This window comes from Dyella lipolytica, from assembly GCF_030160075.1.
GTDB lineage: Bacteria > Pseudomonadota > Gammaproteobacteria > Xanthomonadales > Rhodanobacteraceae > Dyella_B > Dyella_B lipolytica.
The window spans coordinates 906,225-927,645 of sequence record NZ_BSNQ01000003.1; the positions used below are offsets into that span (position 1 = coordinate 906,225).

Annotated in this window: 17 protein-coding genes; 6 read left to right on the plus strand and 11 right to left on the minus strand. The window is 56.9% G+C overall.

Features of this window, described 5'->3' with window-relative positions; genetic code table 11:
* Positions 1 to 19: 19 nt before the first annotated feature.
* Both QQL64_RS05460 and QQL64_RS05465 read right to left on the minus strand, forming a co-directional pair.
* Positions 20 to 2,356, minus strand: coding sequence for a beta-N-acetylhexosaminidase (locus tag QQL64_RS05460; protein ID WP_284396697.1), 2,337 nt, complete (start codon positions 2,354 to 2,356; stop codon positions 20 to 22).
* On the minus strand, positions 2,353 to 3,405 hold the full coding sequence (locus tag QQL64_RS05465; RefSeq protein ID WP_284396698.1) for a glucokinase: 1,053 nt from the start codon (positions 3,403 to 3,405) through the stop codon (positions 2,353 to 2,355). Before QQL64_RS05465 ends, QQL64_RS05460 begins: the two co-directional genes overlap by 4 nt.
* Positions 3,406 to 3,684: 279 nt before the next feature.
* Here QQL64_RS05465 and QQL64_RS05470 point away from each other — a divergent pair, with 279 nt between their 5' ends.
* The 4 genes from QQL64_RS05470 (at position 3,685) to QQL64_RS05485 (ending at position 6,837) form a co-directional block, all read left to right on the plus strand.
* Complete coding sequence (locus tag QQL64_RS05470) at positions 3,685 to 4,041, plus strand: YciI family protein (RefSeq protein WP_284396700.1); 357 nt, start codon at positions 3,685 to 3,687, stop codon at positions 4,039 to 4,041.
* 87 nt (positions 4,042 to 4,128) lie between these two features.
* On the plus strand, positions 4,129 to 4,881 hold the full coding sequence (locus tag QQL64_RS05475) for a hypothetical protein (protein ID WP_284396702.1): 753 nt from the start codon (positions 4,129 to 4,131) through the stop codon (positions 4,879 to 4,881).
* Between the two features lie 102 nt (positions 4,882 to 4,983).
* On the plus strand, positions 4,984 to 6,081 hold the full coding sequence (locus QQL64_RS05480; protein WP_284396704.1) for a sensor histidine kinase: 1,098 nt from the start codon (positions 4,984 to 4,986) through the stop codon (positions 6,079 to 6,081).
* Complete coding sequence (locus tag QQL64_RS05485) at positions 6,082 to 6,837, plus strand: LytR/AlgR family response regulator transcription factor (RefSeq protein WP_284396709.1); 756 nt, start codon at positions 6,082 to 6,084, stop codon at positions 6,835 to 6,837. It begins immediately after the preceding gene.
* 91 nt (positions 6,838 to 6,928) lie between these two features.
* Here the strand turns inward: QQL64_RS05485 and QQL64_RS05490 are convergent, their stop codons facing one another.
* The 3 genes from QQL64_RS05490 to QQL64_RS05500 form a co-directional block, all read right to left on the minus strand.
* Positions 6,929 to 7,213, minus strand: coding sequence for a pentapeptide MXKDX repeat protein (locus QQL64_RS05490; protein ID WP_284396714.1), 285 nt, complete (start codon positions 7,211 to 7,213; stop codon positions 6,929 to 6,931).
* Positions 7,214 to 7,295: 82 nt separating this feature from the next.
* A complete protein-coding gene (locus QQL64_RS05495) occupies positions 7,296 to 9,260 on the minus strand; it encodes a TonB-dependent receptor (protein ID WP_284396716.1) in 1,965 nt (654 codons plus the stop codon).
* A 590-nt stretch (positions 9,261 to 9,850) separates the two neighbouring features.
* A complete protein-coding gene (locus tag QQL64_RS05500; protein WP_284396719.1) occupies positions 9,851 to 10,060 on the minus strand; it encodes a hypothetical protein in 210 nt (69 codons plus the stop codon).
* A gap of 613 nt (positions 10,061 to 10,673) precedes the next feature.
* Between QQL64_RS05500 and QQL64_RS05505 the strand changes: the two genes are divergently transcribed.
* Entirely contained in the window at positions 10,674 to 11,927 is a 1,254-nt protein-coding gene (locus tag QQL64_RS05505) for a hypothetical protein (RefSeq protein WP_284396722.1), read from the plus strand.
* A 199-nt stretch (positions 11,928 to 12,126) separates the two neighbouring features.
* On the opposite strand, the gene QQL64_RS05510 is transcribed toward QQL64_RS05505, so the two are convergent.
* The 6 genes from QQL64_RS05510 to QQL64_RS05535 form a co-directional block, all read right to left on the minus strand.
* Positions 12,127 to 13,263, minus strand: a complete 1,137-nt coding sequence (locus QQL64_RS05510; protein WP_284396731.1) for an L-lactate dehydrogenase — start codon at positions 13,261 to 13,263, stop codon at positions 12,127 to 12,129.
* Between the two features lie 146 nt (positions 13,264 to 13,409).
* Positions 13,410 to 14,069, minus strand: a complete 660-nt coding sequence (locus QQL64_RS05515) for an OmpW/AlkL family protein (RefSeq protein ID WP_284396733.1) — start codon at positions 14,067 to 14,069, stop codon at positions 13,410 to 13,412.
* Entirely contained in the window at positions 14,066 to 15,544 is a 1,479-nt protein-coding gene (locus tag QQL64_RS05520; protein WP_284396734.1) for a UbiD family decarboxylase, read from the minus strand. The genes QQL64_RS05515 and QQL64_RS05520 overlap by 4 nt, the downstream gene beginning before the upstream one ends.
* Positions 15,544 to 16,152, minus strand: a complete 609-nt coding sequence (locus tag QQL64_RS05525) for a non-oxidative hydroxyarylic acid decarboxylases subunit B (protein WP_284396736.1) — start codon at positions 16,150 to 16,152, stop codon at positions 15,544 to 15,546. Before QQL64_RS05525 ends, QQL64_RS05520 begins: the two co-directional genes overlap by 1 nt.
* Positions 16,153 to 16,203: 51 nt before the next feature.
* Positions 16,204 to 17,088 (minus strand): hypothetical protein, encoded by an 885-nt coding sequence (locus QQL64_RS05530; RefSeq protein WP_284396738.1) that lies wholly within the window; start codon positions 17,086 to 17,088, stop codon positions 16,204 to 16,206.
* 151 nt (positions 17,089 to 17,239) lie between these two features.
* On the minus strand, positions 17,240 to 18,034 hold the full coding sequence (locus tag QQL64_RS05535; protein ID WP_284396739.1) for a sensor histidine kinase: 795 nt from the start codon (positions 18,032 to 18,034) through the stop codon (positions 17,240 to 17,242).
* Between the two features lie 406 nt (positions 18,035 to 18,440).
* On the opposite strand from QQL64_RS05535, the gene QQL64_RS05540 reads away from it, so the two are divergent.
* On the plus strand, positions 18,441 to 21,392 hold the full coding sequence (locus tag QQL64_RS05540; RefSeq protein WP_284396742.1) for an ATP-binding protein: 2,952 nt from the start codon (positions 18,441 to 18,443) through the stop codon (positions 21,390 to 21,392).
* Positions 21,393 to 21,421 lie beyond the last annotated feature (29 nt).

Sequence of the window (21,421 nt, forward strand, 5' to 3'; positions counted from 1 at the left end):
CCCTCATCCCGCTTACTGCTTATTTCGAAAACGCCATTCGCGCCAACGCCCACTGGCCATCGCGTGGATCGCCGGTAGCGAAGACGCACAGGTTGCGAACGCCGGCCCCCGCCGGCGTGGCAACTTTTGCATCAAGATGGATTTGCCCGTTTGCCTGCACCGCGCTTTCCAGCGGCAAGCTGGCAAGCAGCGGCCCTGTGCAGGAATCGGCATGAATCTCGAACTCGCCGGCCGCGCTGGCCTTGTGGTGCACCACGGCATCCGCCGCTTCATCGCCGAAGCGCCATGTCATGCGCTCGACTGTCATCTCGACATGCGTGATGCCATCCATTGGCGCCTGCGACCACAGCCAGCACGTATTGCCGATATCTACCGAGTAGACCGGCCTCGGTCCCTGCGCTGGCCTGCTGCCATCCAGGCGCGTGCCCGGCTGGCTGGAGCACGTTGCAAGTGCGCTACTTTCGCGGCTCAGCAACGTTGTTTCATTCAGCACCTGCGTGCGTGACGCGGCGAGTTCGAAGCCATCCGGTGCAAACGTAGCGGCGCGCAAGGTCGCGCTGCCCGGTAGCGTGAGCGGCTGCGCATACGGCGCGGATTGTTTGGTCGGGTCGGAGCCATCCGTCGTGTAACGAATCGTCCCGAATGCCAGCTGATTGGATAGCTCGATCTGGAACGCCCCGTTGGCCGTTGCCGTCACATGGAAGGTGGGTGCGAACGCACTGTCGGCATAGTCGATGCCGAGTGCGCGGTAACGCGCCAGTTCGGCCGGCATGCGTTGCAGAAAGCCGTTCCAGTCGTGCGCGCTCGACGGTGACCAGCCAAGCTCCGACAGCGCCGCGATGCGCGGGAACACCGCATGCTGATCGTGCGCAAAGGTAGGCATCTGCTCGGTCCAGAGGCCACCCTGCACGCCGATGATGCGCTGGGCTTCGATCGCGCTCGCACCGTTCGGGATGACGACCGTGTCATAGGCTTGCCGCAACGTCGCTGCGGGAGGCGGCCCCGGCCATTCGTCGGGCAGGGCAGACTGATAGTGGTCGAAGTACAGCGATTCCTGCGGTGTCATGACCACGTCGTGGCCTTGCTTGATAGCAGCGAGCGCCACGCGTTCGTTGTCGTTGCCGTGCCACGACATCACCACTTCCGATGCTGGAAGCGTCGCACCGGCGACCAGCTCGTCATCCCAGCCAACCGGCGTGCGCGCGTGTTTGATGAGATGCGCAGCGACCTGATTCGTGAACCAGCCCTGCAGCTGATCCATGTTCGCCAGGCCTAGCTTGTGCATCTGCGCGCGCACTTCCGGCGATGCATTCCATTGCTGCTTGTCGGCCTCGTCGCCGCCAATGGAGATGTATCGTGAGGGGAAAACCCGCATCACCTCATCGAGCACGTCGTCGACAAATTGCAAGGTCTTTTCATCGGGCTTGAGCAACCACGGGCTGACGCCCCAGTCGGTCCACACAGACGGGCGTTTGCCAGTGACACCCAGCCACGGGTAGGCGGCGATGGCTGCCTGCGAATGTCCGGGAAGATCGATTTCCGGTACCACGTCCACATAGCGCTCGGCGGCATAACGCACGATGTCGCGCGCCTCGGCTTCCGTATAAAACCCGCAATAGGGCAGGTCGGCAGAACCGGTCAATTCGCTGTCGAGGCCCATCGCCTTGCGGCATGCGCCTATTTTCGTGAGATCGGGATACTTGGGGATCTCGAGACGCCAGCCTTGATCTTCGGTCAGGTGCCAGAGCAACACGTTTAGCTTGTGGAGCGACATCCAGTCGATCAGCTTCTTGATGTCTGCCACGCTCTGGTAGTGCCGTCCGGAGTCGAGCAGCAGTGCGCGCCACGCGAAACGCGGGCGATCGTCGATCACGCCATCGGCGACTTCGACAGGTGCGCCACGCGTCCATCCGGGGGGCGTCAGCAACTGCCAGAGGGTCACGCTACCGTAAAACGCACCGCGCGGCGTGCGCGCCGAGACCAGGATGCCGCCGTTATCCACCGTGATGCGATAGCCGGCCTCGTCCGCGATATCGGCGCTCGGATTCACATCGAACGTGATGGCGGAATGCGAGGCGCCCGTCGTCGCCACGCGCAAGTGCAAGCCGTTGGTGTCGGCTACACGTTGCACGAACCGCTCTGCCATGGACTGCACTTGTTGGCGTTCCGCGCCACGCACCGAGACCACGGCACCATCCGCGATTTCGGCGGCACCCGATCCCGCGGGGCTGGCCGTTGCCGGCCGCGGCAGTAGCGACCACTTGGGAACGGCAGGCGCTGCATTGACTGTGCTTGTGATTGCCAGGCACGCGATGGCCACGCAACGGAAAAATGTCGATGTCGCGATATGGCTCATGCGCCCACGCCATCTGCCACGGCATGCCGTAGCGCTCCCGACATGCCATGCCTGAGGTACCACTGGGCCGCACCCTGCACGCCGTGGCGGCCGTGCTCCGTTACCCATACCGGTACTTGCGACAGCAGCGCGCGCGCGCTGCGTCCGTGCAGGAATCGCTCCTCGAAAGCGCTGCGCTTGAGCAGCTCGAATATGGAAGACAGGAAGCCGCCGGCTAGATACACGCCGCCTGTGGCCATGAAGATCATCGCGAGATTGCCGGTAAAGCTACCCAGCGAGGCACATAAAATTTCCACGGCTTCCACGGCTTGTGCATCGCTGCAGGCAACGGCTGCCGTCGTGACGGCTTCGGGTGTCGCCAGCTTCGGCGTTTCCCCATGCAGCGAGCACAGGGCTGTGTAGATGGACAGCAAGCCTGGGCCTGACACGATGTGTTCAAACGCCACGTAGCCGCCATTCGGAGCCAAGTGCGCGAGAACCTCGCGCTCGCGTAGCGAATTCGGCGCGAAATCCATCTGGCCAGCCTCGGTCGTCAGCACGACGCCGCCGGCAGGACTGGGAATGTGCGCCGCCGCGCCAAGGCCAGTGCCCGGTCCGATCACTAAGGTCGGGCCACTGGAATGCGTGTTCGGCCCGCAAAGGTGACGGCCGCCATGGGCGAGTGGGCCATCGAGCGCGTATGCCAGTGCCTCGAAGTCGTTGAGTACGGCAACCTCGTCCAAGCCCAGTGAGCGACGCAACTGCGTCAGGTGGATGGGCCAGGCGAGGTTGTCGTTCACGACCTCGTCGCCCACTATCTGGCCCGCACAAGCGAGCACGCAGTGCTTCACCGGGGCTTGCACATCGGCATCGACAAAGGCTTGCAATAGTTCGGACAGCATCGGGAACGCCGCGCAGGCGAATACCCGATAGGCGAGCGTTTCGATCCCGCCGGGCCCACCGTGCGAGGCGCGCATCAGCGCAACACGCGCGTGCGTGCCGCCAATATCGGCCGCCAGAAACGGCATCGCCGATATCCCCGCCACTCGGTCCGAATGGTCAATCGCCACGTCCAGCGCTCCCCACGCTGTGGATCTGTTATCAGCGTGTAACGCAATTGACACCGGTGTCAAGCCGTGGCGCAGCATGTTCCGAAAAATGCCTAGGGGCAGCTGGCGCGGATATTGGCTCAGGTGTGGGAAGGCGCCGGCGGTCCGGGCTGGCTACTGCTGGTCGCGTTCAAGAACCCAAAATTTTGAGGGCAACCCGTCGAATTCCGATCTCGCCGTTCGTCGCTATAGTCAAAATGGGGCAACTGGCCCGGCTGATGACCATATTGGGGAACGAGCATGCCGCAATATCTGATTTCTACTTACCTGCCCGACAACTATGACCCGTCCGTCGAAAGCGAAGCGACTATCGAAGGAATTCACGCGCTCAACCGGGAAATGATCGCGGCTGGCGTCAGGAAGTTCGCTTGTGGCTTGAGCCCGAAGGCCATGACACTGCGGGGACAGCCCAACGGCGAGGTGGTCGTCACCGACGGTCCGTACATCGAGGCCAAGGAGTACGTGGGTGGTCTCGCGATACTGGAAACCGCCGATCTGGACGAGTTGCTGGCATGGGCGCGCAAAGGTGCCAAAGCGTTCCCTTCAGTGGTCGAGGTACGAGAGATTTTCTTTATGCCGGCCCCCGCAAAGGACTGAGCGGAGCGGTAACAGCGAACCGATGCTGCGCGGTGGCTGAGTACGCTGTGGCGACAGGCGCGCGGCACACTTTCTGAGGAGAAGACTATGCGCAAAAACAAGATGGGCGCCATCGCAATCATGTGCTCCGTGCTGCTTGTTGGACTCGGCTCGGCGCATCAGGCGATGGCACAGGATGTCTCGACACCCTATCCAAAGATGGCCCCGATCGACCAATACCTCATGGCGGACCGGGAAGCTGAAATCGCCCTGGCGCGAAGTGCAGCGCCCGATGCCATATCACGCGACGCGACGATCCTGGTTCTGGGACGGCATGGCTACGAGACAGCGGTCCAGGGGAAAAACGGTTTCGTCTGCTTCGTGGGACGGAGCTGGGAAGCAGCATTCGATTGGGACGAATTTTGGAACCCGAAAGTGAAGGCTGCCGATTGCATGAATCCCCAGGCTGCACGTTCGATATTGCCCATCATCGAGCTGCGCGCCAGGATGGTAATGGCTGGTCGTTCCAACACGGAGGTTTTGTCGGCACTCAAAGCGGCGTACGGAAATAAACATCTGCCGGACCTCGAAAGCGGTGCGATGGATTACATGATGTCGAAATCGTCGTATCTGACCGACCAAGGGGGCCACAACATGCCTCATGTCATGTTCTACACCCGCGTCAAAGACGGTAAGGATTGGGGTTCAGGCGCAGAGGGCTCACCGATTATGTCCAGCCCCTATTGGTTCTTCTCTCCAAAGGACCAACCCCAAACGGCAGCGCTGCCGCCGATTCTTGTGTTCTTGGTCGCGGTCCCCAATTGGTCCGACGGAACGTCTGCGGACATGCATAGTCACTGATACAGACGCGGTCTAACCGCGAGGGGATCCTTTCGCTGCACCGGACTGGCCGCTCGCTGCAGCGTCGGATTTTCGCGATGACTTTGGTGTAGCGTGATGGTCATGACCGACGCTCCCCCGGAAACACGCTCGACCCGCTGGACTTGGATCGCGGCCGTCTGGTGTGCGGGCGCGCTGTTCGATGCGAGTCAGACCATCTTCGTCATGCACGCGATGGGCGAGGACAGCGCGTGGTTTTTCCCGTTCGTGATCTCGTTCGTGTCCTGGTTGCCCTGGGTGTTGGCGACGCCGTTGATTATCGAACTGGCGCGACGATGGCCGATCGTTCACGGTGCGGTTCTGAAGATGGCGATTGCACATCTGGTGGCCTTCGCCATCGTCAGCACGGTCGCTGAAACATGGTCGGCGTGGCTTCGGGTCGCCTTCAACCCGTGGCGCCGCGCGCAGCCGCCCACTTTCGTGCACACGTGGACCTCCTTGTTCACCGTTCAGATCCTGACGTTCGTGATCGTCTACGTCCTGATCCTGACGGTCACCTACGTTGTCGACTCGCGTGAAAAGATGGCCAGGCAGATGACTGAGACCGCGCGGCTCAATGAAGAGCTGTCTCGCGCTCAGCTCGCTGCACTACAAAGTCAGATGGACCCGCATTTCATGTTCAACACACTCCATTCGATCGTTGGCCTTGTACGAGACCAACGCAACGATGCAGCGGTCGGGATGATCGTGGGCTTGAGCGAGTTCCTGCGTCGTGCGTCGGAAGACTCTCACCGGGCGCAAGTGACCCTGACGGAGGAAGTGGAGTACCTGCAGCGCTATATCGACATCCAGAAGGTCCGATTCGGGAACCGCCTTCGAGTGAGTTTAGACATCCCCGTGGAGCTTGGGCATGCACAGGTCCCGAATCTTCTGCTGCAACCGCTCGTGGAGAACGCCATTAAACACGGTGTCTCCAAACGCGTCGCTGGCGGTGAGATCCGTGTCGCAGGTGCGCGCTGCGATGGCAACCTTCGTCTGACGGTCTACAACGACGGCCCGTGGGTTCGGGAGGATCTGGAGGCGGTGCCCAATGGCGTCGGCCTGAGCAATCTGCGCAGCCGATTGCACATCCTGCACGGCGACGGATCCGAGTTGCTGTTGAGGCCTGTCGACACCGGCGGCGTGGAAGTTGTCGTGACCCTGCCGTTCCTGGAGGCGTGAATGGCACCGTCTGAGGACAAGTCCCCATCGATCCATGTCCTGGTCGTCGACGACGAGGACTTGGCGCGGCGGAATCTGATACTCCTGTTGCGCAACGATCCCGATATCGCATCGGTGACCGAATGCGGATCAGGGCTGGAGGCGATCCAAGAGATCAAGCGGTCTAAGCCAGACCTCGTGTTCCTGGACGTACAAATGCCCGAATGCGATGGCTTCGACGTGCTCGAGCTCCTCGGTGCGGACATGCCCGAGACCGTCATCTTCGTGACGGCCTACGACGCGTATGCGCTACGCGCCTTCGAGGCGGGCGCGCTGGACTACCTTTTGAAGCCCTTCGACGATGCGCGCTTCCATCGCGCCCTCGCGCGTGCCAAGGAAAAGCTCGCGCGTTATGCGCCAACACAACGCCGCTCGATCAGCAGGATCGCGGTCAAGAGCCGAAGCCAGACCTTGTTCATTAACGTCGCAGACATCGATTGGATCGAAGCGGCAAGCTACTACGCCTGCATCCATGTGGGCGCGGACACGCACATCCTGCGCCGTACGCTACAGGAGCTCGAGCAGGATCTGGACGCACGAACATTCGCGCGCATCCACCGCTCGATCATCGTCAACCTCGACCGGGTTCGGGGACTGGAGCTGCAGGACAATGGTGAATACGAAGTCGTGCTGGATTCCACGGCTCGCCTCCGTTTGAGCCGCCGTTATCGCAAGCGCATCCAGGATCGTCTGGGAGAGCTGTCAAGCAGTCGCTGATACCGTGCCGCCAAGCGACTTGAATTTTCGGCGAAAGCAAAAAACTGCCCATGCCAACCGGGATGACATGGGCAGACGAGAGCAGGGGCTTTTAATGCTGCGAGCTGTCATTTCCCATGGTGTCGTGGCTCATGTTGTCCTTCATCGCATCGCCGCTCTTGGCGTCCTTGGACATGGCATCTTTCGCCATATTGCCCTTGGACATCGCGCCTTTCTTCATCATCGCGTCGTGCCCCATAGCGCTCTTCTTCATACCATCGTGAGTCTTGTCGGTTTGGGTCATTGCGTCCTTGGCCATCCCGCTGTCTTGGGCAAAGACGCTGCCGGCACCGAGAGCCAGACACATGGCGAACACTGCGGAATTTATGTTTTTCATGGATAACTCCTAGCTATGTTGGGATGAGAAGATGCACAGGGTTGCTACTGTGCGGGGTGAGCACTAAACAGGCAGGTCGACGTCACCGAAGATCGGTGGTGATGTAAGCAAAGACAGTTCGTGGTGACGGCCATTGGAAAAAACCAGGCGTGTATTGGGTCGTCCATTTCTTGGTCGCCAAAATGTTTTGGATCTGCAGGCGAAGGCTGCTTTTCTTGCCGAAGGCAGTGAACTGGTATCGCCCGCCGAGATTCACCTGCGTGACCTCTGGTGAATAAACACCGTTGTCGATGGTTGCTGGCGCAGTACCAAAATGTGTAGCCGACGCGTCTAGCGATGCGGCCGGCAACCATGGAAGGTCATAGTTAACGTTGGCCACATACGTCAGAAGCGGCTGGCCAACGGCAACGGAACCGACTTTCTCTGCGGTCAGGTTCGGCCCCACGATGCTGACCTTGCCATCGAGAACGCCGATATTGACGTGCAAGTACTTGACCAGCTCGCCCGCAATGGAGAGCTCGACACCTTTGGCTCGCTGCACGCCAAGTTCCCGATCGACGTTGTTCGTATCCAGATTGAAGTAGGGCTTCTGCAGCTCGAAGACACCCGCGATGATCTTGAACTTGGGCGTCACGACATAACGTATGCCCGAATCGATTTGCCAAGTCTTGGATGCCGGAAGAACAGCTCCGCTGTTCTTGGCGGAATTGGGCGCGGCGCCGGAATTCTCGAGCCCCTGGGTGTATCCGGCATAGAGCGTCCATTGAGGAGCGAGCGCAAAGGCTGCGTTGCTGTAAGCGCGAGGAAGATGCGCCGACATACCGGAGTCGGGTATGCCTGGAGCGACGACGGTCTCACGATAGTTTTCGTCCTGAATGCCCGCCTCGAATTCGGCGCGTTGACGCCAATCAACGTGATAGGCCGAGCCCACGCTCCATAGCTCGGTGCGATCATTCGTGGGCGCCGAATACACGAAGTCCGGTTTCGGTAACTCGACGAGCATGCCGATAACGGTCGGCCCCTCGTCGACAACATCTTCGCCGCCGTAGCGTGCCTTGGTGTCCCGGCCGCGAACCATGAAGATGAGTTGCTGACGCCAATCACCTCCTGTGAAAGCGCCCGTCAGGCGCACCTCACCGGAGTTGGAAGACGTGTTCTGATCGGGATATCCCACGACCAGGTGCTCGGACTGGCCATTCGGCTGGATGTTTGTGTACTGATCCGCAAAGCTGACGGGATAGTCGTTAGTCGAGCGAAAAACACCAGCCTTTAGCCGCCACACCTCGGTCAACTGCGCAGACACGATGCCTCCCAGATTCATCGTGACATTGCGGCCTTCCGCCCAGTTCTGGCCAAGGTAGTTTTTGGAAATGGCGGGTGGCAGGAAGTCACCCGCCGTGAAGTACAGCGGAAATGTCTTTGCGTTACTGGTTTTCTGCCAGTCGACAATCGCGCGCACTGTGATTTTGTCGTTCGGCGACCATAGCGGCGTCGCGCCTATGCTCGTTACATTCGACGTGTATCCGGGATAGGGGCCGTAAGACGGCGTCTGCGTGCTGACTTGCGTGCTTACGCCCATCGGCAGAACGAGTTCGCTACCGATCACGGGTAGGCTACCGTCGATACTGACGCCGCGGGCCTCGTACGGGCCGACATTTGCAATGATCGTTGCACTTGGCACGTCGCCTCCGGCGTGGCGGAGGTCGTAATCCACGATGCCGGTAGGTGCGGGGAAGGCATAACCGATTTCGCTCACACCTACCTTGATGGTCGAATCCTCGATGACACGATTGGACAACGCACCTTGTTGATCGAAGTAGAGACCGTCGATCCGCACATTGCCGGCTGCTTGCGGATTGAATCCGCGCACCAGTCCCGGGCTATATAGGCCGACCGACTCCAGTCCGAGAGTCAATCCATAGGCGTCATCAGCGGCGGAGATGGGATTGTCCGCGGCGTGTTGAGCCCTGACTGCGGTCGCCTGGAACGTCACGGCAGCGGCGATTACGACAGAGAGCTTCCGACGCTTCGTAGATGTGACGCGCATAATGCCCCGTTTCGGATTCAAGCATCGAACTTGCGTGATGTCTCGAATACGAGTGTATGTGTGCGGGCCAGGCCGACACACACCGCTTGCTGCAGCAAAACGACCGCCCACTGCAAGAACGTGCAGGCAAGTCTGGCCACTGGGGAGTGCGTGGGATCAGGGAGCGTATAAATCGCATTGGCCGGAAGTTTTGCGTGATCAGCGACATCGTGATTCGCCCGACGGTTCAGGATTTTTAAGTAAAGCCGGTCAGCGCATCGATAGCAGCGCTGACAGAAGCCCAACACTGGCGCAATAAAAAACCCGCGAGGGGGCTCGCGGGTTTTGGTTCATCCATCTTTACGTTGCTTCGCGGGGAGGGGAGGCCCGGCTATGCGATGGGACTGATGTCTCTCGACATAGATTAACTATACCGCACAGTTTGTTAATTGATTGTAACTGAGTATGAGCCCGACTTGCTGCTCAACTCCTGGGGATTCAACTGCTTGAACTGTAAGGCTTAAAGCAGACATGGATCGGAGTTAGGTGCAGGGAAGGGGGTGGTTAGAGGGGGGCATAGGTAGTCGCATTAGCGCGCTTTCGGTAAGCCATCAGTGGGCAGGTGCGTGGCGGCGAAACCGCCCTGACCAGTCCATCCGTGCCGATCGGAACTCGGCGATCACGTCATTCGGCGAATGCGGGTGGATCACGATCTCACCATCCACCAGTTCATCGCAAAAGCGTCCACCCTGAGGTGGTTCGATGGCATAACGGCTGGTGTGCGGATCCCCGTGCACGAGATGCGCATGCAAAACGCACATGTGAGGCTCATGCACCTGCGCTATCAGGCGATGCGGCTCGAACCGGATTTCGGTGTAAACGCCATGAGGGCCTCGCGCGTGGAGAACTCCTCCAAATAACGGGCCCGGAGGGTGAGGGGTGCACAGTGCAGTAGAGCTGATGCCCATAAGCAAGACGATCACCCACGTCTTGGGTCGAAACCAAGCGCCAAGCGCATCGCAAGCGAAGCGGGTGGCTGTCAGGACAATGTCGGTCGGGGTGGGATAAGGCAGGGGATCCATCGATGCATCTCAAAAATCGGTTCGCGATTAGAGCATCCGCGCGTCGCACGCGCTGAGATCTAGCCGGCATCGGCGGACACCCGTTGTCCAACACGCGGCATGCGTAATTTGATTTCGTTATCAGGTCACTTTTCTTCACGTGCATTTCACGTGTAACTCTAGTGTTCGAAGAGAAATGCGTAAGGTCAATCCTCGGTTTCGGGGCTAGGCGCGTTGCGACACTGCAGATATTTCCTAGGTCGGATGACGTGGCGATCGTCAACTTCGTTACGGCATCAAAAGAAACCTCGAATGCCTCAATCCTTCTTGTCGGCTCGAGGGTTTCATTCAATTGCCAACCTAGGAGCTACCCATGAGCAAAAGTGGAACACCTATCGATCTTTGCTACGTTTGCCTACTCGCGGAAGGTGGCGCTGCAATCTATGACCGCGCCCTCATTGCCTCGATTCAGTCTGACAAGGAAAGAACAAAGATCTCGCCTAACACAGCGCATCCCGACGCAAAGCGCATTGGAAGATTGGAGGATATCGGCCTGGCTCGCCCGCGCGGCGTATTTCTGCCAGACGAGAAGATCCTTAATACCATCGGTGAGATGGGCCAAAAGCAACTACAAGCCATGCATGCCGATGGCGTTCCCATGGTGACCATGCCGGAACACGCGGCCGCTTTGTCCCACTATTTGGGCAAAATCCACTCACCTGTCTTGCCGCAAAACACAGAAGAATGCGTGCTGTTTGCAACAGTAGGCGGTGGCCGCGGCATGGCGAAAGTGGGCTGGCTGACTCTAGTCGGTGAATCGGCCGAGTACTTTCCATTCAATGCTCAAGTCGAGTCATTTCTCGACGAGTTGCACGAGAACTCCAGGACAAGTGTTCCGTATCCAAAGGTGTTAATCGATGACAGCGCAGCATCCGCGCCTCAAGGACCTTGGCAGAGTGCCGGCGACGATGTGATTTCTAAGTGGTCCGGGCAAGGCGGTACCGGTCAAATTTGGGTCAATGGGTATCAATTGAATCCGCTGCCCGGCGATCCATTGCATAAGAATTACGACTATTACCTCATCGTCATGCAGGTTACCCAGGGAAATCTCAGCTATGTCGAAAAATGCGATGAAGTGGGCTGGTATTGTCAGTGGGAGAAGTTGATCTTCAGTACGGTCAATTCAGAAGACATCTACCACTATGGGCCAAACTCCACCGTCGGCACGGCAAGCACGAGCTTTACCGTCGGCGGCGGTCTTCAGGGTGGTATTCAAGACGGCAAAGGCGAGGGAACCATTGGCGCCAGCGCGGAATGGGGCATTAGCTACGCGACCCCGGATACGACGTTCACCGTGACGCCCAACTATTCGCAGGCACCCAGCGTTACTTATGACGTTCGCCTTCCCGGCGTTGGCTTTCAAGGACCCAGCATCCCCGCCAATCCGAAGTCCGCCTCAAAAGGGTATCAATGGACTGGGGCTATCATCATTCGCACCCCGAAAAATGCAGGCGCCACGGGCCAAATTACGGGCAAGTTTTTTTGGGAGAGGTACAAGCCACGCGGCTGGGGATATGCCGATATATGGGAGCCCAACGTTTCTTTCTTCTTTCCCCCTGGCTCCTGATCCATAGAGCCGGCATTTAGGCACGTCGTTTTTGAGAAGCAAGCTCCGGCTTTGATAGACGGGGCTTGCGTTTACATGGCGCTGTGTCGTTCGTAAACGCTTCCAGATTCAGCGCTTCACCAAGCTCGTTCATCTCGCAATGTTAGCTGCGCTTACGGTAGCAAAGCCGCTAACTCATCAACCTACGCTAAGGCGTGTGTCAATCCTTAAGCAACAAGTCTGGAGTGGCTCGGTTGACATCACTACATCCGGTCAGAATCATGCCGACCCTGAGTTCCTCTCTGAGGATGCCCAACATATCTCGCACCCCTGATTCGCCTGCCGCCCCCAATGCATATGCCCACGCCCGCCCTACAAAGCATGCCTTGGCACCAAGCGCCAGCGCTTTCAACACGTCCAGGCCCGAGCGAATGCCACCGTCCATAAACACCGGCACTTTACCTTGAACGGCATCGACAACCTTCGGCAAGGCGCGAATCGTTGATGTCACGCTATCGAGCTGCCTGCCACCGTGGTTTGACACCACAATCCCGTCGATATTTGTCTGTACGGCGCGCTTGGCATCCTCCGGGTCGAGAATACCTTTCAAAATAATCTTTCCAGGAAAGATCGACCGTATCCACTCGATGTCTTTCCAGGTAGTCGATGCATCAAAATTGTCGTGCACGAATTTTCCATACGGAACGCCTTTGGGCATCGCTTCTGCCACAGTACCGAACTTCAGCGGCCAGCCTTTAGTGACGATATCGACGGCCCAGCGAGGGTGCGTCGCGCCTTGAGCAACGAACCCCAGCATCCCCAGAAGCGTCGGGTCTTTCTCCATTCCGTCGTGCACAGCGCTGTAACGCCGCCCGGGGGTCGCAAGATCGACGGTGAATACCAACACCTTCGAGCCTGCGGAAACGGATCGCTCGATCACGCTCTTCACGAAACCACGGTCTTTGAGCATATAGAGCTGAAACCACGGGGGAACGCCGGTCTTTTGCGCGACCTCGTGCACATCGCACACGCCCATCGTTGACAGCGTAAACGGAACGCCAGCCGACTTCGCCGCATTGGCCGCTTTGACTTCACCGCGGCTCGAGTACATTCCGGCCATGCCGACGGGCCCGAGTACGACTGGCAGTGACATCGCCTGATCCCACAAGTCGATCGACAAGTTGAGATGCGATTCGTCTACCATCACGCGTTGGCGTAACAGCGTGGCCTGTAGCTCCGCAATATTCGCGCGCAGCGTGTTCTCCTGGTAAGAACCACCACTGATGTAGTCGTACAGGAATGGGGGAAGTCTGGCTTCGCATTGTTTGCGATAGTCGTCAACGTTCGCGATGATCACGCTGGTACCCCACGTAGTGAAGCGATCATTTAGGCAAAGCTAACTTAGCGCAGCATTTCTGGCTTGTACGCGATTGACTGGATATGCATAAAAACTACGTTAGTTAAAAGAGATTAGAAGAAGCCAAGGGTTGCAGTAATGATCCTTCATAGCTTGAATTTAATTCCTACGGAAACAAGCGTCGGGTTAAGCTGAATTCGAGCGTTTACGGGTACGACACCGTCCAACATGCCTCTGGCGTTAACCGATAGCCATAACTGTTTCACATCGGCATACATCTCCCACTTATCAGAAATCGCGTACTCGACACCCGCTTGCACTGCGTATCCCAAGCTACTGTGCACATCAAGATGGGATACCGCTCCATCGTGATCATGAAGAATGATCGCGTACACGGGACCGGTGCCCACGTAAGGATGGAACTTCGTGGAGACAGGGAATCGGTACCCGAGGGTTAGGATGGCTGGCCCGTAGGTCACCGCTCCGAGGTCGTTTATGGAATTAATGCTTCCTCTTCCACTTATTTCTGGCCTAGGCGGAAATCCGGCCATAAACATGACGAATGTGTTCGGCGTGAAGTTGTAGCCGACTTCGAAGATAGCGGTAAGGTTGTTGCTTACGTCGGCCGATGCTCCGGGAATGACGCCGGCAGGAGTCGCGATTCTCGCGTTTGAGTGATAGAGGGCGCCGAGCGCACCCATCCTGACAAACCACTCATTCGCCTCATCTGTATCTGCGAAGCAAATGCTTGGCAGCATCATGCTGACAAAACACAGCGTCCAAATCAATCGTTTCAAAGTGGTCATGGCAAGGATGAATTTTCAGCCGCGATTACCTTGGCGCGAAGCTCGGAAGAATAGAGATTGTCAAATGTCGCCGGACGAACGCGTTCGTCTTCCACCGGCGGAAGCAACCCATCGTGGATAACGATCGATCCTTTTGCGTGGTGGCGTTCCTCTTCGGTGTAACAGAGATACCAAGGCAAGATCGTTACCGGCCATTCTTCGTGACGAAGGTTGGGATGTATGCGGGTACCAAGTGCCCACAGCACATCTGAAATATTCGAGGGATCGATATCGTCATCAAGCACATACGTTACCGGGCACATCCGGCCGACGCGGTTCGCGCTCATTACCTCGCCGATTCGATGAACAAATTCGCTTGTCGTCAGTCCCGGCAGTGCTTCTCGCCAATTCCGAGGGACCGTGACAATCATCCAATGACAGGAGGTCTCGACGAGAAGCCATCCCATAGAAATGGGAAAGCCAGCATTGCGAAGCAGCGCAACGATCTCTGCGGAGACACCGAGCGCCGGCGCGACTTGCGAGTCATCAGCTGGCCGGCCGGTCGTGCATATCGGCCAAATCGGATCGTTCCGATAGGTGATGGCCTCGATCGTATAAATGGGCTCTGGCGATGTCTCGGTCAGCGCCCATCCGTGAAATTCAGCGAAAGGTCCTTCCGTGGCATCACGCTTAATCGAGAGGTGCCCTTCGATAACGACCTCGGCGGTCGCCGGCACTTCAAGGTCGTTTGTTTCGCACTTCACGACCTCGACGGGTTCGCCATAAATGGCGCCAAGAACCCCGACTTCATCCACATCGGCTGGAATCGGCATGCCACCCACAACCGCCGCCCCGGGATCTCCACCTTGCACAACAGCGAATGGCATTGGCTTGCCGATTTTCTCCCACTCTTGCCATATCATGCCAATGTGCTGCTGTGGGAGAACTAGGCCGGTCATATGACGCCCGTCGAGCATCTGAATCCGGGAGATGGACCAGTTTGTCCATCGGCCATCGGGGGTTTGCGCAACGATGAAGCCCCATGTATTGACATAGCGACCACCGTCGTCAGGGTGGACGAGCGGAATGGGAAAGTGATCGAGCGTCGCTTCACTTCCCAATAGAATGTTCTGCTTGCAAGGAGCAGCCTTCGAAGTGATGAGTTTCGGTGGAATGGGTGGCTTCTGACTTGCCTCTACCAAGCAATCAATTAATTCTTTTGCTGAGGTTTGATAGGGTAGGCCAAGAGAGAGCGCAATACGTCCAAGGGGGTGGCGACGATCACTAGAGAGTGCACCGAGCGCACCCACCATTTGGAATCCCTTCTTGTATCCCGCGATGTTTCTAAAAAACGGAGCGGGTCGCAATTGCTCAGTCGTTAATCGTGTGACCGCGGACGCCTCAAGAATCGCGCTAACTTCACGGTCTATGTAATCCACGTCGTTTAACGATTTCAGTGCCTTAAGAAACTCGCGAAGATCCTTGATCCTATTCATCAGATGTTCTCCACTCTTTTGAGGTTCGGCAATACCTGCGCGGGCATGCCGTTCCACCTCTTGGCCTCTACAGGAGACTCGATCTCGAATTGATCCAAGATTCGAGTAGTAATGTGAGAAACAATGTCGTCGACGGATGATGGTTTGTTGTAAAAGGCTGGCATAGGAGGGACGAGTCTTACTCCCATGCGCGCAAGCGCTAGCATGTTCTCCAAATGAACTTCACTTAGCGGAGTCTCGCGTGGCACCAAAACAAGGCGCCGACGTTCCTTCAGCACTACGTCCGCAGCGCGAGCAATCAAGCCATCGGCATAACCTGTACGGATACCGGCGAGCGTTTTCATGCTGCATGGGGCGACAACCATCCCATCAGTCAGGAACGATCCCGACGAAATTGCCGCCGCTTGGTCATTCCACCCATAGACAACATCGGCCAAACGACAAACGTCATCCACCGAAATATCGGTCTCCAAGTTAATCGTCACACGCGCCCATCGAGACAACACCAGGTGCGTCTCCACTTCCGGGACGTTTCGCAACTGACGAAGAATTTCAACGCCAATTGCAGCGCCGGTAGCGCCAGTCATTCCTACAACGATCCGCTTCATCTAAGGTGATCTCAGAAATGGATATAGCGAGTGTGGCCTCGAAAAACTTGGTCACTTTGGAAATAGCAACTGAAACTGCGCTCGAAGAGTCCAATCGGCGGCATCGTGGGCGCTTACGACATTCTTGAAAACCTGCAATTGGAAGTTCATGGCCTGCTTGCCAAAGCGAAACGCACGCCCTCCGCCACCGCCCAACGGCACAATCCACCGTCTGTTGTCCGGCCCTCTCCAGTTCGCGGTAATGATCGGTGAACTTGCGAGATACCAACCGCGCGAGAAGTTGTAGTTGATGAAAGGCTGCAAAGTCATTTGATGAACGGTGTTTCGGTCGGAGGGACCGGCCACGGAAACGACGTCGGTGAGGAGTGCACCGATAAGCCAGTGACCTTGAATCGTCAGTACTACTGCAGATAGTCCGGCGTCGAACTTGCCCTGGCCCAACTCCTCATGCGAGGCCGTCGCGAAGGCGAACGCAGGACCGACGCCCCAGATGATGTCGCCCGGGTGGGAAGGCGAGAGATACAGAGCCAGCGAGGTATCGCCCACACCAACCATGCTATTCCTTGCTTGACCGAGCGGTGGCTCGTATTCCAACGGGATGATCGCACGCGCAATGACATTCCAATCGTTGCCGACGTTGAATGGCAAGACGGGTTGGATGTTGAGCGTATCCTGTTCATCGTTATGCGGTCCGACCCCGAAATTCAGATTGTTCTGAAATGGCAGTGATATAGCCTTCGCGATTGGATTCTGCGCAAGCTGCGAGAGCTCGGGCGTGTCTTGCGCGTAATCGCTCGAAGCCGCGAGCATTGCTGTGATAGTTCCGAAGATACCAACGCAAGCTCTTCGCCAACTCTTGGTGCGCACAGGTGGACAACGCGGCGTAACGTTCACGAAGCCGCCATTCCATTCGTTTTCGATCACCAGGTCATGCATGGTCTTTTCCTCCATGCGGCAATCCACCACGAACAGGCATTCGACCAACGACTGACGTAGATGTCGTTTGCATGGTTTGCCTCACTTAAAGACGTGTAGTGGCCCGCTTGCACTGTTCGAGCTTGAAGCGCAAAGGGACGCCTAAGTCGTGCTAGCCACGACTCTCACAGTGTCTGAGCGATGTCGAACGAGATCGGCGCGGGTGCGCATAGGCGACACCTGACGGAACGACTAGCTGGATCTCCGCGCCAGATCCGGGCTGCATCCCAATCATCAACCGGCCATGTATACCGGCTGCGCGTTCTCTCATGCCCACAAGCCCCCAACGTCCAGGCTTGCGCCCCATGCGCGCTATTTCCGGATCGATACCTAAACCGTCATCGCGTATACACAAACTGAGTTGCTTGGCGCCGTAAGCAATCTCTAGTTCGATATTGGCCGCCTTCGCATGTTGAAATGCATTAAGAAGCGCTTCGCGACCAATGAAATAGATTTCTTCGCAAATATACGGATCTATGTTCCGCTGAACGCCGTGACGCATGACTCGAAATCTAGCGGGCCATTGTTCCGCCAGCTCTTTGCCAAACGCATCGAAGAAAATGGTGAGATCACTTGCAGCGTAATCGCGAGCGTGCAGATCTTGCAGACGGTCACGCCCGTCCACAATGACGTTGCGTGCCCGATCCAATGCCTGCACGACCTTCTCGCGATAAGGGTCTTCGTTTGGAATGCGATCGGGGACAGTTTCGAAAAACAGTATCAACCCCTGAATGCCCTGTAGAAAAGTGTCGTGTAGCTCCCTTGCGATGCGCTCACGCTCCGCATGTCGAGCCTCAAGCCTGTCACGAAGCGCATTCGCCATTTTCCTGTATTGAAAAGTGGCCATAGCGATGAGACACAGCATCACAGTAACTATTGAAACCATTGGAAAGTTCTGGATCTGCATGCTGCGCTCCTATCCGGTTTCTAGGCCATTCGATCTTAGGAGCGAGCCGCCAAACACGCGCGTTAGACGTAGTTAGAAATCATTAGGTCATTCCCAGATAAGGAACCTCATGCGAAAGACGCGTCCGAAGCGAACCAAGCCTCCAAGCATTTGATACTTGAAGGCGTTCGTCACTTGGGTTATCTCTTTCATTAACATCCAGCGCACGCAGGCGAACGGCCTGCATGCTGCCGCTGCTGGGGCGACTGCATGTACCAGCCCGAGGTCAACCGGCACGTGGAGCAGGGCAATTTTGACTCTCTGGTGTCGATGGCGGTGTTAGGTATAGCCCTGATTTAGATCGAATTTGGTGTTCAAGGCCCTCGCAGCGAGAGGGAGCTCGCAAAGCCAATGAGATAAGCAACAAATGAGCACGAACGTGTTGGTTCATTCGGAGACTCAAGGCGATCCGTCCAGCACGGACTATGAGATTTTCTCGTTTGGGCCTTACAAGCTCTTCTCGGCTCAACGTTTACTGGAGCGGTCGGGACACGCCGTCAAGCTGGGTGGTCGTGCATTTGACATCTTGATGCTGCTGGTTAGGCATGCCGGCGAGGTTGTAACGCACCGCCAAATCCATTCCACCGTTTGGGCAGGGCTGATCGTAGACGGAGGTAGCATCCGTTTTCATATGTCAGTTTTGCGCAAGGCGCTTGGAGGTGCACAGCTGAGCTGTGAATATATCGTTAATGTACCCGGTCGCGGATATTGCTTTGTAGCGCCGGTCACCCGTCTGTCCTCAGTCAGTCCCGCGGCAAAAAAAAATCGCGACACTTCTCCAACAGCGTCCGTGCATAGTTTGCCGCCAGTGTTGGAGCGCATGATTGGACGGCAGAAAGCCATTGGCGATATTAGTAGCGAGTTGCTCGCCGAGCGGTTCGTAACCATTGTCGGGCCTGGTGGTATCGGCAAGACGACGGTTGCGGTAGGGATTGGGCATTCATTTTTTGCGAAGTTTCCTGGCCCGGTACAGTTCGTGGATCTGGCCAGCGTACGGGAGTCCAGCCAAGTTGCAGCAGCCGTCGCAATCGCCATCGGTCTGCAAATTCGGACTGAGGATCCTGTTCCAAGCATTTTGACAGCGCTGCGGACATGCCAAATGCTGCTGATCTTTGATAGCTGCGAGCATGTCTTGGATGAAGTTGCGCCGCTCGTCGAACAGATCTCTGCATGCGCTTCAGAGGTTTTCATTCTGGCAACATCTCGCGAGCCTCTTGGGGCGGAGGGTGAGCATGTTTTCAGACTGCAACCACTGCAGATACCTTTAGAAGGCGCGATCATCACCGCCCGGGAACTGATTGAATATTCGGCGATAGAGCTATTTCTGGAGCGTGTGCAAGCCGGAGGCTCTCGTATCGAGTTGAACGATGCGGATGTGGAAACTGTGATTGCTATTTGCCGCAGGCTAGATGGCATGGCCTTGGCGATCGAACTTGCTGCAAGCAGGGTACAGGCGTATGGCCTCCGTAAGACGGCTGACCTTCTGGGCCACCAGTTCTCACTTCTCTGGCCGGGGCGGCGAACTGCTCTTCCTCGCCACCAGACGTTAATGGCCACTTTGGACTGGAGCTACAACTTGCTTTCGTCGGCGGAGCGCCGACTGCTTTACCGACTTTCCGTGTTCATCGGAGCATTCGATCTCGAAGGAGTCATGGTTGTAACCCAAGCTGCCGCTAACTTTTTCGAGCCGGAGGACAACGCAGACCTATCCAGTCTCGTGGCGAAGTCTCTCGTCGTTGCGGAAGCATCTGGTGAGCGGACGTGTTACCGACTCCTCGACACCACGCGCAACTACGGTCTTGGAAAACTAGCAGAGTCGGGCGAAATGGAGGAAGCAAACCGGCAGCACGCCAGATACTACGAACGGGTGCTGATTCGCCACGCGCAGATCGAACAGGAGACTGGCGAGTGGCCTCGTGCCTTGGCATCGAATCTCAATGACATTCGTGCGGCAATGAGCTGGGCTTTGTCAAAAGGCGGCGATGTTTCTCTTGGTGTCCGTCTTGCCGCATATTCGACGTCGCTATGGTTAGGACTAGGGCTGTTGCCGGAATGCAGAGAGAGGATGAAACAAGCCGCGTCGGTTGCAGATCATAGTGAAGCGACGATCGAGGAGAAAATGCTGATTCAAATGGCGCTTGGCTCAACCGTCATGTTCACTGTCGGACTGGGTGAGGCATTTCGGACATCTTGGACCAGCGTTCTTTCCATGGCTGAAGAAATTGACGATAAACAGCATCAGCTGAATGCTTATTTGGCGTTGTGGGCGCAACAGATTCGCGCGTTGAATGCAGGCGAGGCATTGATGCTCGCGCGACGTTGCGACGCAGTAGCGGGCAAATTTGGAAAAGCGGGACCGAAGGCAATGGCTCTTTGGATGCTTGGCTTATGCGAACATCACACTGGCCGTTATGAAAGTGCCAAGCGCCATCTCGAGGACGCTCTTTTGTCGGAAGACGACGCGGACCGGATGTTGCAGTTGCGTCACTTTGGTCATGATCGCCGAGTGGATGCTCTTGGCGTATTGTCGAACACTTTTTGGATGCTTGGATGCACGGCGGATGCACTAGAAACAAGTGCCATGGCCGTTGCCGAAGCACACCAACTCGATTATCCGATTCCACTTTGCATCGCACTTTCCTGGCACTGTTTTAATCTCTACGTGATTGGGGCTGAATGGTCTGAGGTGGAGCGCCACGCCGTTACCTTAATTGAGCATTCCCGGCATCACGGAATAGAGGCTTACCAGGGATTTGGCATTTGTCTGCAGGCCTTGTCAGGGAAGCCTGAGATCGATGCAGAAGAGACTGCATCGATCGTTGCGAGTGGAATTAAAATGTTGGTCCGCGGGCAATACACTGCATTTAATCCCATCTTTCAGGCAGACGCAGCATTGGTGCTGGCAGAAGCGGGATTGCGGATTCATGCTGAAACCTTGTTTGCCACAATGCTCAAGGAAGATCGCAACCCAGATCACTGGTGCATTCCAGAGATCGTTCGCATCAAGGGGCAATTGGCACTGAGCCGAGGTAATAACAAAGAGGCCGAAAACTGCTTCAAGATGTCTATCGACTCGGCAGCCCGGCACGGATCCTTGGCTTGGCAGTTGCGCTCGGCCAATAGTCTTGCCGCCCTGTGGATCAACGAGGGGCGACAGGACTTAGTCTACGACCTCTTGGGTCCGTTGGTGACGTTGTTCAAAAAGGGCATCGTGAGCCGTGATTTACAAAGGGCAAGAGCGTTGCTCAAGTCATTGACCCTAGCCTCAAGCAGCTCGCTGGCAGATAGTCCAAACACCCATGGTCTAGGCGAGAGCTAAGATGTTTTGACAGTCTTTAGTAGAGCTGG

Coding starts and splice junctions, on each gene's coding strand:
- QQL64_RS05460 (WP_284396697.1), bottom strand. CDS start 2,356: ATGAGCCATATCGCGACATCGACATTTTTCCGTTGCGTGGCCATCGCG.
- QQL64_RS05470 (WP_284396700.1), top strand. CDS start 3,685: ATGCCGCAATATCTGATTTCTACTTACCTGCCCGACAACTATGACCCG.
- QQL64_RS05475 (WP_284396702.1), top strand. CDS start 4,129: ATGCGCAAAAACAAGATGGGCGCCATCGCAATCATGTGCTCCGTGCTG.
- QQL64_RS05480 (WP_284396704.1), top strand. CDS start 4,984: ATGACCGACGCTCCCCCGGAAACACGCTCGACCCGCTGGACTTGGATC.
- QQL64_RS05485 (WP_284396709.1), top strand. CDS start 6,082: ATGGCACCGTCTGAGGACAAGTCCCCATCGATCCATGTCCTGGTCGTC.
- QQL64_RS05490 (WP_284396714.1), bottom strand. CDS start 7,213: ATGAAAAACATAAATTCCGCAGTGTTCGCCATGTGTCTGGCTCTCGGT.
- QQL64_RS05495 (WP_284396716.1), bottom strand. CDS start 9,260: ATGCGCGTCACATCTACGAAGCGTCGGAAGCTCTCTGTCGTAATCGCC.
- QQL64_RS05500 (WP_284396719.1), bottom strand. CDS start 10,060: ATGTGCGTTTTGCATGCGCATCTCGTGCACGGGGATCCGCACACCAGC.
- QQL64_RS05505 (WP_284396722.1), top strand. CDS start 10,674: ATGAGCAAAAGTGGAACACCTATCGATCTTTGCTACGTTTGCCTACTC.
- QQL64_RS05515 (WP_284396733.1), bottom strand. CDS start 14,069: ATGACCACTTTGAAACGATTGATTTGGACGCTGTGTTTTGTCAGCATG.
- QQL64_RS05520 (WP_284396734.1), bottom strand. CDS start 15,544: ATGAATAGGATCAAGGATCTTCGCGAGTTTCTTAAGGCACTGAAATCG.
- QQL64_RS05525 (WP_284396736.1), bottom strand. CDS start 16,152: ATGAAGCGGATCGTTGTAGGAATGACTGGCGCTACCGGCGCTGCAATT.
- QQL64_RS05530 (WP_284396738.1), bottom strand. CDS start 17,088: ATGCATGACCTGGTGATCGAAAACGAATGGAATGGCGGCTTCGTGAAC.
- QQL64_RS05535 (WP_284396739.1), bottom strand. CDS start 18,034: ATGCAGATCCAGAACTTTCCAATGGTTTCAATAGTTACTGTGATGCTG.
- QQL64_RS05540 (WP_284396742.1), top strand. CDS start 18,441: ATGAGCACGAACGTGTTGGTTCATTCGGAGACTCAAGGCGATCCGTCC.